Raw genomic sequence first — 11,873 nt, 5'->3', positions numbered from 1 at the left:
AACGTTCCGCTCAATCCACGCTGAAGCTCTGCAGCGAGACCGGCACGCCGGTGAAGGCGATGCACCAGCCGGCGAAATCGCCGGTGTCGCCGGAGGCGAAATCGGCTGCGAAGAGATTCCATGTGCCGTTGGCAGAGGTGCCGGCGAAGACGCTGGCCAGCGTTGCCGTGCCAGCGCCGCCGGGGCCCGGGTTGGAATAGGTCGTCAGCGGACCGGGGGCGGGATAGTTGTCGTTCGCGAGATAGAAATTGGTGGGCTTGTAGGTGCCGCCGGACCAGGCGGCCAGATCGGGCAGCGTGGCGGCCGCCGCGTCGTCGAAGGTGTAGGTCTGTTCGCTCACGCCAGCCGAGTCGCCGGCGCCGCTTTGCAGCAGCAGGGCCTGTCCACCGGGGCCCACCAGCACGAAGCCGACGTCGTCGGGGAAACTGTGGGAAAACGAGTTGATGGTGACGGTGAGCGTCGTGATGTTGCCAGGTGCACCCACGACGTTGATGGCCGAGGGATAGACGTCGGCGACGCCGTTATCGTTGAAGGTAACCTGGCTGGAATTGCAGAAATTGTTTCCTGCGATGGCGGCGCCAGATAGCGAGAAAAGCCCAAGGCAACGCAAAAGTGCAGCAATAGGCATAAATCCACCTCGTGGACAATGATTGCTTACTATGGATGCGAAACGACGGCGGGAAATCGGGGGGTTCGTTCCTTGTGGAATATGCTCGCCCCTAGCGTCCGAGCTGGACGATAGGACCGATCATGCCGACGCCCTCGTACGAAGGTCAACATCCGTAAGACTGAGAAATGTCTGGCACTTTTCCTGGCAGGCCGAGCGGGGATTTTGCGGCATGCACCACTACTTGAAGGCAGACAATGCCTTAGCACACTTTGTTGAGACGTGATCTGTGCTGTCCGTCCGACAAACGGCTTGCCGGAATATTTCGTTAGAGGATGTTTCTCATCGCTGTGAACGCGCTTTACAGCAGAGGACGGGCTGTCTGTCCCGGTGGGAAGGCAAGCGTGCATGAAACGTCGCAGTTTCATAGCTTCCATTGGCGATGGAACCGATGATGCTGCCCTCGCTTGCGTCCGAAATTGCCGAGTCCGCTATTTGAGATTTGGCAAGCTTTGCCAGGCGCAGGCTTTCCAGTGTTCACCCAGCGTCAAGCGGGCTCCGAAGGCGCGAAGCCCGCCGCACGTTCAACCTTCCCCTAGAATCGAAAAGTGGCGCCCAGGCGAATAGCGCGTGGCGATCCCGGCAGGATGTTGTTGTTGCTGTGGGCGGACGCGTAGTAGCGCCTGTCGAAAAGGTTTTCGACATTCACCTGCAACCGTACCTGCGGGTCGAGGGTGCAGTAGATCGCCGCATCGAAGCGGACGAAGCCTGGCAGTTTGACCGTGTTATCGGTGGCAACAAAAACTGGATCGCTGTAGATCGTGCCCAGTCCCAAACCCCATTTTTCAGAGATGTCATAGCGGTTCCAGAGTGAAAATGTGTGCTCTGGAACCTGTCCGAGCTGATTGCCGTTCTGGTTGCCGGGCGTGCGGACCTGGCTTGCCTGGTGCGCGTAACCCGCAATGAGTTGCCAGGCTGCTGTCACGTGGCCCGCGATGGACAGTTCCAGGCCGCGAACGCGCTGTCCGTCGGTAAGGATCAACTGGCCGGGATGGTTCGGATCAGTTACCGCCACATTCGTGCGATCCAGCTGATACGCAGCGGCAGTAGTCAGGAGGTGTTCGCTGATGGCCCACTTGGCGCCAAGCTCGCGATTGGCGAATTGCTCTGGATCGAGCGTGCGATTGGTCGGGGTGAGCGAAGCCAGCTGCTCACCGGCCCGGGGAACGTAGGCCAGTGAATAGCTGGCGTACAGCGACACGGATTCTGCCGGCTTGTAGATAAGCCCGGCGCGGGGTGAGGTCAGGTGATCCGTGCGGGTGATCGTGCTGCCATTGCGGCGATTGAAAAGATCCACGGCGAAGCGATCCTGGCGCATGCCCACAATCGCCTGCCAGTTTGGCGAAATGGTCAACTGGTCCTGCAGGTACACGGCGGCGGTCGTTGCGACGCTGTGGTTATCGGCGTCGCTCGCGCTCTGGCGGAATTTGACCGGGCCCTGGTAGATCGTTTCGGGCAGTGCGACAAATACAGAAGTCGCATTTGCACCTGCATTCGGAAAATAGGCGGTGCGCCGGTGGTTGTCGGTGACTTGCCGGTTGAGTTCCACGCCGGCCAGCAGGTGATGCTCGACCGGGCCGGTTTGCACCGTGAACATCAGGTCGGTCTGGTTCAACAGGTTGTCGCGTGCAGTGCGGTTGCTATAGCCCGAGATCGCCACCTGGTTTGTCGTGGTGTTGACTGCGCCGGGCACGAGGTTCTGGTAGAACTTCGCGTAGTCGGCATAGCGGGTCTGGTTGACCAGCCTGGCGCCGTTGCCCAGCTGGTGAGTGACGGTGGTCGTTACCGCGTCGACGCGCGTCGTGGCATGGCTGCTGTCTGGCTTGCCGAAGTAGGTGGAAGCACCCGTGCGCAGCGGCTTTCCGTGCAACGAGGGAACGCCACGGTCCACCACGCGCTCGTCCTCGAAGTGCTCGTAGCCGGCGGCAACGGCGGTACGGTCGGAGACATCAAAGGTCGCCGTCGGGTTGATCGCCCGGCGGTCGACCTGGTTGAAAGCCCGGTAGCTTTCCGAATTCTCGTAGAGGCCGGTGATGCGGAAGGCGGCGGCGTCGCCCAGGGACTGGTCGTGGTCGAAGGTCATGCGACGGTTGTCCCGGTCGCCCAGCGTGAGCGTCAGCTCGCGCCGGCCCGTGCCATCGGCTTGCTTGGTGATGCGGTTGATCAGGCCGCCGGAGTTGCCGCGTCCGAAGATCACGCCGCTGGGGCCCTTGAGGACGTCCACCCGCTCGATGTTGTAGAGATCGCGGAAATACTGCACGTCGTCGCGAACGCCGTTGACGAAGAAGTCGGCGGTGCTGGCGCTGCCGCGCAGGATTGGCGCATCGCGGTGTCCTTCGCCCTGCGCCATCTGTACGCCGGGCACGTAGCGCACCACATCGGCCATGCCTTTCATGGCCTGGTCGTCGATCAGCTCTTCGGTGACGATGGCGACGGCCTGCGGGACGTCCTGCACCGGCGTTTCGGTCTTGGTGGCCGTGGCGGTGACCGGGGCCCCGTACGAGGGCGGAATGCCCAGGACGGTGACCTCATCCAAGGTCGTGGCAGCGTCGAGCGCGGGTTGGGCGAGGGCGGAAAGGCTCGTTCCATACAGGGCAATGGCGAGCGACAGCGCGGCCCGGCGGACCGGCAGGAGGCGTTTAGACATGCGGCGTGATCCCATGATCGGTGGGCTGGAGCAGCCAGTCCCTAAATGAGAATGATTTGTGTTTGTAGGCGGCGGCAGATTACGGATGGGCGGCCTGGACCGATCTGACGCAGGTCAAGCGAGCGTCGATCTGCCGGCCTGCGGGTTCACGACTCATCGCATCGCGGTGACGTCCTGTCGTTCCGTCGCGGTCTTGTGCGCTCCGGGCAGCGAGGCTGCGGTCCAATGGGCCATTCCGGCTCGGCGCTCCCCATGAACACGATTACTTTCCTTGCGGTTCTTGGATTGGCCACGGCGCCCATCAAGGGCCCCGTGGTTGTCGAGAACGCGCGTACGGAGGAGGGAATCCGGCCAGTGATCGAGGCGTTTCGCGCGTCGATCCAGCAAAAGGACAAGGCGCGTTTTCTGGCCCTGTTCGCGCCGGGTACTGTCGTATGGCAGTCGGTCCGCGGCGATGACAGCCTGCGCCATGTGCGGCAGACGCAGCCGGGAGCGGCGAAACTGGCGCTCAATCCGGGTAATTCACCGCAGTCGTTTATCGACAAGATCGTGGAGAGTCCGGCCAGGATCGACGAAGTCTTCCGCGACGTCCGCATCGATACCGACGGCGATATCGCGTCAGTGACGTTTGATTTCAGCTTCCAGCGCGACGGAGTGGAGATCAATCGTGGCCGCGAGGCCTGGCAACTGGTTCACACGGATGCCGGCTGGCGGATCATCGCGGTCATCTGGTCGACCCAGCTGCCGGCGGGGCCTGCGGGCAGCTGATCGGGCACAATGGATACGATGAATCCGGTTTCCGACGCGGTTGACGACGAATCGTCCTATTGGTTGCCCGTACTGGCGGGGCTGCCGGTGGTGCTGTGCCTGTTGGTGATGGCCTTGCCGGTGATCGGCAAGGGTTCGGCGGCGCTGTATCGCATGGGCTATGTCCTGGCCTACGTGGCCTGGGCCTTTCCATTGACCGTTCTGCAGCGACAGCTGTGGCGGCGCGGCATGGCCGGCTGGAAAACCGGTGCGGTGATGCTGGCGGCGACCTATATCGCATCGGTGATTACCTGCGTGGCCATGGTATTTGGTTCCGTGGCACTGGGCTGGCGCGCGCTGGAATCGGTCAGCTGGTCACGCAGCCTGCTGGGCGTCGAGAGCATCTGGCTGGCCCTGGTGGCATTCAGTGCTATCCATGCGGTAGTGCGTCACTACGACGCCCTGCGCGTGGAGCAGGCGCGGCGATTACAATGGTCGGCATTGGCGCGCGATGCGCAGCTGCGCGCCCTGCGTTACCAGATCCAGCCGCATTTCCTGTTCAACACGCTCAACGCCATTTCCGCGCTGGTCGACGAAGGCCGCAGGCGCGAGGCGCGCGGCATGCTGGCGCGCCTGGCCGATTACCTGCGCGCCCTGCTCGACAGCCCGCAGACGCACGAGATTCCGCTCGCCGAGGAAATCGCCCTGACCGAGGCCTACCTGGACATCGAGCGGGCGCGGCTAGGTGAGCGCCTGCAGTACCGCTGGCATGTGGGAGCGAATCTCATGGGCGCTCGTGTGCCGGCGTTGCTGTTGCAGCCGCTCGTGGAGAACGCCGTTCGGCATGGAATTTCGCGTCGTACCGCGCCAGGGACGCTCGATATCCACGTGAACCGCGATGGCCAGGAGCTGTTGATCCGTGTCAGCAATGACGTCGCCGATCACGCGGGCGACGACAGCTTCGTGCGCGATGACGCGGTGGGGCTGCGCAACGTGCGGGAGCGCCTGATCCAGCTGCATCCGACGTCGCATTCATTCTCTGCGGGCCTGTCGGATGACGGCCGATACGAAGTGCGGATGGCCATGCCGCTGCGTTTCGATGTGGGCACCACGCTCGAGGGAACGCCCGCATGATGCAGGTCGCCGTGGTCGACGATGAACCCCTGGCACGGCGCGCGGTGATCGCGCGCCTGGCGGAGCACGGCGATGTCACGCTGGCCGGTGAGTACGCGGATGGCTATTCGGCCTACGAGGCGTTCCTGGCCTCGCCACCGGACGTGGCGTTTATCGACGTGCAGATGCCGCGCATGAATGGCCTGACCTTGCTGGCGCGCCTGCCACCGGCGCGTCGGCCGCTGGCCATCCTGCTGACTGCGTTCGACAGCTTTGGCGTGCGCGCCTTTGAGCTCAACGCCGTGGACTATCTGCTCAAGCCGATCGACGACCGTCGTTTCAACGAGGCACTGGATCGCGTGCGACGCTGGCGCGGCCATCCGGCGTTGGCGCCCGTGGGTACGCCAGCGGTATCGGCCGGTAGCGTGCGCTTCGAGATTCGCGTCGGGCGCCGTGTCACCTTCGTCGATGCGGCGGATGTGGAATGGATCGAATCCGACGGGGACTATGTCCGTCTCCATGTCGGTGACCGTGCCCATCTGCTGCGCGAACCCCTGCACCGTCTCGCCGAACGGCTCGACCCGGCGCGCTTCGTGCGCGTGCACCGTTCGATCATCGTACGGGTCGATTGCGTCTGCGAGCTGCAGCCACTGGTCAATCGCGACGCGATGCTGCGCCTGCGGGACGGCACACCGGTACGCGCCAGCCGGACCTATATCGATGCGCTGATGGACAGCCTGCGTCAGAGCGGCACGATTACCGGCTGATCACGGCACGAAGCGCGCCACACACGGTTGGTCGCACGCGCCATCGCAGCATCCTGGCGAATCCTATAGTGCAGCTTCCTTCATCGGGAAGCGTAAAAGTATGAAAGTGGGGAAAGCGGCAAGTGTGTCTTCGGTGGCATTGCTGTCATTGGTCATGGCGTCGGGATTGGCCAGTGCGCAATCGGAGGGAGCAGCACCTGGTACGGAGCGTGCGGTGATCCAGTCGCCGCTCTGGAGCGCGCTGGATCACGGGCTGCGGCCCTCGTTCACGCGACCAGGCGAAGCGGTGCCGCGCTGGTCGCTGTCGGAACGCATGGCCTTTCACCATGTACCGGGCGTGGCGATTGCGATCGTGCGCGATGGCGGGGTGGTGGAAGCACGCGGGTTTGGCGTGCGGGAGGCTGGCAGCAGCACGGCGATCGTGACCGGCGAAACCGTCTTCAATGTCGGCTCGGTCAGCAAGGTGGCGCTTGCCTCGACCGTGCTGCAGATGGTGGCCGCCGGTCAGCTGCAACTGGACCGCGACGTCAACACCTACCTCACGCAGTGGCAGGTGCCGAACCAGCGCGGCTTGCGCAATGCGCCGATCAGCCTGCGCATGTTGCTGTCGCACACGTCAGGATTGACGGTGCACGGATTCCCGGACTACCAGGCCGGTGAGACACTGCCGACGCTGCTGCAGACGCTGGAAGGCCTGCCGCCGGCGCGCACCGAGCCGGTTCGTCGGCGGCGCGATGCAGGCATCCTGGGTGACTACTCGGGCGGGGGCATCGTGGTTGCGCAGATGGTGGTGGAGGATCAAACCCGGAAGACGCTCGACGCCGCGGCCCGGGCGCGGATTTTCGAACCACTGGGAATGGTGCACTCGCGCTTTTCCACGCCACCGGACGAGTGGGCCGAACGCGTGGCCAAGGCACACGGAAAGATGGGCGAAGGGCTGTTCGGCCCGCGGGGATGGCCGTCGCTGCCGCAGGAAGGCGCCCAGGGGTTGTGGACCAGTGCGCACGACCTGGGGCGCCTCACCGCCGCGCTGATGGCCAGCTATCGCAGCGATAGCGGATTTCTGCCGCAGGCACTGGCGGTGGACATGATGTCAGAGGTTGCACCCAGCTGGCATGGCCTCGGGCCGCGTCTGGACGGCGATGGCACGCGCCGGATCTTTCACCACGGCGGTTCGAACGTCGGCTATCACGCCTGGATGGAGGGCTACCTCGAGACCGGCGACGGCTTCGTCATTCTGACCAACGGCGATAATGGGCAATTGCTGCGCGGCGAGATTCGCAACGCGCTCAGTGACGCCATCGGGTTGGGCGTAAATCCGGTGTTGCACACGCTGGATGATGATCCGGACGCATCCGCCGGCTTCGCGGGAACCTACGTGCTGGCGACGAACACGCCGAATGACCTGCGGCGGGAGCTGACCGATGTCTTCAATTTTCCGCAACTGACCTTTCGACAGGAAAAGGATGGATTGACGGTCACGACGCCAGAGGAAACTGGCATTCTGCTCGCCCTGGCGCCGTCGCGCTTCTTTGCGCCGACCGTGTTTGGCACGCGCTACGAATTTCACCGCGACGGGCGCGGTGCGGTTCGCGGTGTGACGGTGAGACGGGGAGAATCCGCAGTGGCCTACTATCAGCGCCGTTCGCGCTAGGACTGTGCGGCCCGTGAGAGTGCCGGCTGAAAAAGCCCGGTCCGCCGCGCCGCGCGCCGGACCGGGAAAATTACCTATCGACAGCTGGCTCGCAGGGAGCTGCGATACGTAGCGCCATCAAAAGCGTAGCGTTTTCACAGGGATGTCGCCTGTGGCCGCTTGTCGCAGGTGGGCATTACAGGCCGCCTCTACCGTCGTATCCGTTACCGAAGACGCGGTCCGGATCGCGCGTGGCGCGGGCACCCTGCTGGATCCAGTCCAGGATCAGCGCCTGCTCGGCGACACTCAGGTAGGGCGGGCCCGAACGTGGCATGCGACGGCCGTAGGGGGTTCCGGCAATCGAGTTGAGATTGGTGCAGTTGACCTTCTTGAAGAGGAAGCTGGCGTTCGGGTTTGACGGTGTGATGCGCGGCATGTTGGCTGCGCCGTTGTTGGCCGCCACGTTGACGAGATTGGCAAAGGAGACCTCCGGATCCATGCTCAAGCCGCCCGAGGTACCGCCGCCGGTGTGGCAGCCGGCGCAGGCGACATCCAGGATCGGTTGGATGTCCGTAGGGAAGTCGACGTTGTATTTCGGTGGTACGGCGCTGTAGTCGTCTCGCTACGCAGGGTGTTACCTCGGCGTGGGCGACGGCGCCAGCCACGCTCAGCACGAGCGCAGCGGCTGTTCGGAAAGTGCAGAACCCTTTTGTCATGAACGCGTTCCTTGGTTGGCCGGGGGATTGTTGCCTGGCGCCCTTTGTGCTGCTTGCAGGGGGTTTCGGTTGCATCGCGCCGCCAGATATCGGCCAGCGCAAGGGGAGGGCAGTCCGGCAGGTTGCGGACCCTTGCATCAATGCGGGCGGAATCTGACCTGTTTGGCTGCTAGCGTCCACGTTTCCGGGAACACGGTTCCCTACCAGAGGAAACGCCCATGACAGTGACGTCGCCGCAGATCCCCGTGGCTTCCTTTCGCAGTGACAGACGTGAGTTTCTGCTCGCCGGCATGGGCTTGGCGGTGGCCGGCTCGGGTGTGTCGGCGTCGGCGGGCCTGTCCCGCGCTGCCGCCGACGTAGCGGGACTCGACCGGCCGGCCCCCGCACGCTGCTGCGGCGTCATCGAACTGCGCCAGTACACGCTGCATCCCGGCCAGCGCGACACGTTGATCGCGCTGTTCGAGCGCCATTTCGTGGAAACGCAGGAAGCCGAAGGCATGCGCCTGATCGGCCAGTTCCGCGACCTGGACCGGCCCGACCGCTTCGTGTGGCTGCGCGGATTTGCCGACATGCCGTCGCGGGCGCGTGCCCTGAACGCCTTCTACAGCGGCCCGACGTGGAAGGCACATCGCTCGGCGGCGAACGCGACGATGATCGATTCGGACAACGTGCTGTTGCTCAAGCCGGCCGACAGCGGCAGTGGTTTCCAGGAGTCCGGTCGCAGCCGCTTGCCACCGGACGCCGGTACCTCGCCGCCGGGCCTGGTGGTAGCAACGATCGCCTACCTGGATGCAGCACCCGACGAGGCGTTCAAGACACTGTTGGCGCAATCCGTACTGCCGGAGCTGGAGCGGCAGGGGGCGTGTGTCGTGGCGCGTCTGGTGACGGAGGCGTCGGAAAATACCTTTCCCGCGCTGCCGGTCCGGGCGGGGGAATGGGTGTTCGTGTGGTTTGCCACCTATGACAGCATGGTGGACTACGAGACGCATCTGGCACGGCTTGAGGGCTCGGCGCGGTGGCAGCGCGAAATCCTGCCCGACCTGCGCCGCCGGTTGCGGGCGGACCTGGAAGTTCTGCGCCTGGTGCCGACAACGCGCTCGCTGCTGCACGGGTGAGTCCGCGCGCAGCGTCGCGCAATGCCAGTGACGCAGGGCAGGGTGCGGCGGTGTGTCGCAGTGGCGGGCGCAGCAGTCGCGCGTTCGCGCTGTCTTCGCCAGGGCCTGCGGTATAGTCGTCGATCGCGGTGCAGTCAGTCTGTGGGTGCAGGCTCGGCTGCGCCGGATTGACGACGCCCCGTGGGACGCAGGTCGCACGGGGAGAGGATGCCTCCTCGAACGTCCCCGCCTGTCATCCGTGTGGAGTGCGACACCATGAAGTGCCCCGTCTGCAAAGAGATCAACCTGAACATCACCGAGCGCCAGGGGATCGAGATCGACTACTGCCCGCAATGTCGCGGCGTGTGGCTGGATCGCGGTGAACTGGACCGGCTTATCGAGCGCGCCGCGGCACAGCAGGAGCCGCAGCGCAGCGCGCCGCCCCCACCGCCGCCGGAGCGGCGTGACGACTACCGCCACCGTGATGATGACCGTGAGCGCCAGTACCGCTCCCATGGCGACGACCATCACCGCGGCCATCGCCACCATGATGACGACCACCATCGCCACGGGCATGGGTACGACAAGCATCGCCGCAAGTCGTGGCTGGGCGACATCTTCGATTTCGACTGATACGCGCCGGCGACGCGCCGGTTCCCGGACGAGGCCTGCTAACCCCTTCCCATGGGGGAACAGGGCCGCTGGAAGCGGGCGGGATTCACTCCCGCCCGCTTTCTGTTTTTCAGTCAACTTCAAACGACTGTAGCGAGACCGGCGTACTGGTCATGGCGGTGGCTGACTCGTTGCCGGTATTCGGGTCGGTGGTGGTCGACGTCACGGTAGCGACGTCCACGATGGTCGAGGGGGGCAAGCCGTTGTCGACGGTGACCGTGAGCGAGAAGACCGCCATGCCCGGCGCCAGCGATGCCAGGGTGCAGGAAACGGTGCCAGTGGCGCCGGCAGCCGGCGTCGTGCAGCTCCAGCCACCCGGCGAACTGAGTGAGGTGAAGGTCGTGCCGCTGGGTATCGGATTGGACAAAGTGACATTGGCCGCATTGCTGGTGCCGGCGTTGGTCACCGTGATGGTGTAGGTGATCGGCTGCCCGTTGATCGCGTTGCTGGTCGACGGGCTGTTGGTGACGCTGAGGTCGGCCGAGGTGGTCACGGTCGTCGTTGCCGTTCCCGACTCGTTGCCCGGGTTGGTATCGGTCGTCGAGGTGATACCCGTGGCCGTGTTGGAAAGCACCGTGCCCGCAGCAACGCCGGCGTCGACGTTCGCCGCCAGTGTGAACGGTGCACTACCGGCCGGCAATGCCGCGATCGAGCAGCTGATGGTGCCGGTGGCGCCGACGGCCGGCGTCGTGCAGGACCAGCCGCCGGGGGCTGTCAGTGACACGAAGGTCGTGCCGGCTGGCAAGGTATCTGACAAGGAGACATTCGCCGCTGTGCTTGGGCCTGCGTTGGCGACGGTGACCGTATAGGTGACCGTGGCGCCGGCGACCACCGGGTCGGGCGCGTCGGCCACGGTTACGGCGAGATCGACGCCGACTGCCGTAGTGGTCGTGGCGGTGCCGCTCTCATTGCCAGTGGACGGATCACTGGTCGTCGAGCTGGCCGTTGCCGTATTCGAAAAGATGGTGCCGGCCGGCGTGTCGGCGGGCACATTGCCGACCAGCGTGAACACCGCGCTGCCGACGCCCAGCGATGCGATCGAGCAGGAAACGGTGCCACCGGCGCCGACGGCCGGCGTCGTGCAGGACCAGCCACCGGGTGCGGTGAACGAGACAAACGTCAGGGTGCCGGGCAACGTATCGGAGAGACTGACCGTCGAGGCCGCGTCGGGACCATTGTTGGTCACGGTGACCGTGTACGTCAGGTTGTTGCCCGCCAGTACCGGGTCGGGGGAATCCACCACCGTGACGGCGAGATCTGCGCTCGCGGGCACGTCGTCGTTCTGGACGGTACCCACGCCCTGGCCGTCGGTGACGTTCGCGCCGGTGACAGTGCTGACGTTGACGAAGAAGGCTTCGTTCGTCTCGACATCCGGGTCGCCATTGACGTTGACGGTGAAGGAGTAGGTCGAACTGCCCGAGGGGATGGTCTGGGATGTCAGCGAGTTGGTGGCGTAGTCGCCCGGCGCGACGGCCGAATCGTCAGCCGTTCCGATATCGAAGGTGACGCCACCCGGACCGGCCGGCGCCGACAGGGAAACGGTGAAGGTGAAGGACGTCGTGCCCGTGTTACCTTCGTTGAGGCTCACGTCGTTGATCGTGAGGTTCGGCAGGGTCACGCCCTGCGGCGTGACCGCGAAACTGTCGATCGACAGGCCGTGATCCGCGCCGGTGTGGTCCGGATCCGACCAGCGCAGCATCACCTCGGTCCCGTTGGGGATGCTCAGCCCCGAAATGGTCGAGGTGACGGTGACCTGGTTGGCCGCGAGATTGCCGTTGAGCGCACCGGCGGCGCCGCCGGTGATCGGGGACGGGAAG

10 protein-coding genes and 2 pseudogenes are annotated in these 11,873 nt (G+C 64.7%); 6 read left to right on the top strand and 6 right to left on the bottom strand.

Translation table 11 applies throughout. From position 1 onward, the window contains the following. Window positions 1-10: 10 nt before the first annotated feature. Together N4264_RS15980 and N4264_RS15975 are read right to left on the bottom strand one after the other, a co-directional pair. On the bottom strand, window positions 11-628 hold the full coding sequence (locus tag N4264_RS15980) for a hypothetical protein (protein WP_261693235.1): 618 nt from the start codon (window positions 626-628) through the stop codon (window positions 11-13). A gap of 574 nt (window positions 629-1,202) precedes the next feature. Then, complete coding sequence (locus tag N4264_RS15975) at window positions 1,203-3,314, bottom strand: TonB-dependent receptor (RefSeq protein WP_261693234.1); 2,112 nt, start codon at window positions 3,312-3,314, stop codon at window positions 1,203-1,205. A 252-nt stretch (window positions 3,315-3,566) separates the two neighbouring features. Here N4264_RS15975 and N4264_RS15970 point away from each other — a divergent pair, with 252 nt between their 5' ends. From N4264_RS15970 to N4264_RS15955, 4 genes are all read left to right on the top strand, one after another. Then, window positions 3,567-4,082 carry a Cif family virulence factor gene (locus N4264_RS15970; protein WP_261693233.1) on the top strand — a complete coding sequence of 172 codons (516 nt, stop codon included), beginning with the start codon at window positions 3,567-3,569 and terminating at the stop codon, window positions 4,080-4,082. A gap of 18 nt (window positions 4,083-4,100) precedes the next feature. After that, window positions 4,101-5,195, top strand: coding sequence for a sensor histidine kinase (locus N4264_RS15965; protein ID WP_261693232.1), 1,095 nt, complete (start codon window positions 4,101-4,103; stop codon window positions 5,193-5,195). After that, a complete protein-coding gene (locus N4264_RS15960) occupies window positions 5,192-5,941 on the top strand; it encodes a LytR/AlgR family response regulator transcription factor (RefSeq protein ID WP_261693231.1) in 750 nt (249 codons plus the stop codon). Before N4264_RS15965 ends, N4264_RS15960 begins: the two co-directional genes overlap by 4 nt. A 214-nt stretch (window positions 5,942-6,155) precedes the next feature. Beyond that, on the top strand, window positions 6,156-7,595 hold the full coding sequence (locus N4264_RS15955) for a serine hydrolase domain-containing protein (RefSeq protein ID WP_261693230.1): 1,440 nt from the start codon (window positions 6,156-6,158) through the stop codon (window positions 7,593-7,595). 175 nt (window positions 7,596-7,770) lie between these two features. On the opposite strand, the gene N4264_RS15950 is transcribed toward N4264_RS15955, so the two are convergent. Continuing rightward, window positions 7,771-8,073: a hypothetical protein gene (locus tag N4264_RS15950; protein ID WP_261693229.1), complete on the bottom strand. Its 303-nt coding sequence runs from the start codon at window positions 8,071-8,073 to the stop codon at window positions 7,771-7,773. Window positions 8,074-8,508: 435 nt separating this feature from the next. On the opposite strand from N4264_RS15950, the gene N4264_RS15945 reads away from it, so the two are divergent. Together N4264_RS15945 and N4264_RS15940 are read left to right on the top strand one after the other, a co-directional pair. Beyond that, window positions 8,509-9,405, top strand: a complete 897-nt coding sequence (locus N4264_RS15945) for an NIPSNAP family protein (RefSeq protein ID WP_261693228.1) — start codon at window positions 8,509-8,511, stop codon at window positions 9,403-9,405. A 255-nt stretch (window positions 9,406-9,660) separates the two neighbouring features. Then, entirely contained in the window at window positions 9,661-10,017 is a 357-nt protein-coding gene (locus tag N4264_RS15940; RefSeq protein ID WP_261693227.1) for a TFIIB-type zinc ribbon-containing protein, read from the top strand. Window positions 10,018-10,126: 109 nt separating this feature from the next. On the opposite strand, the gene N4264_RS25885 is transcribed toward N4264_RS15940, so the two are convergent. From N4264_RS25885 to N4264_RS25875, 3 genes and pseudogenes are all read right to left on the bottom strand, one after another. After that, window positions 10,127-10,549 (bottom strand): DUF11 domain-containing protein, encoded by a 423-nt coding sequence (locus N4264_RS25885; protein WP_425508349.1) that lies wholly within the window; start codon window positions 10,547-10,549, stop codon window positions 10,127-10,129. A gap of 18 nt (window positions 10,550-10,567) precedes the next feature. Then, window positions 10,568-10,912, bottom strand: a pseudogene (locus tag N4264_RS25880) (hypothetical protein); the annotation flags it as partial. 45 nt (window positions 10,913-10,957) lie between these two features. Continuing rightward, a pseudogene (locus N4264_RS25875) lies at window positions 10,958-11,668 on the bottom strand (putative Ig domain-containing protein); the annotation flags it as partial. Window positions 11,669-11,873 lie beyond the last annotated feature (205 nt).

This window comes from Tahibacter amnicola (genome assembly GCF_025398735.1).
Taxonomy (GTDB): domain Bacteria; phylum Pseudomonadota; class Gammaproteobacteria; order Xanthomonadales; family Rhodanobacteraceae; genus Tahibacter; species Tahibacter amnicola.
The sequence above is the reverse complement of the archived record's forward strand: the minus strand, read 5'-3'. Positions and strand labels throughout refer to the sequence as shown.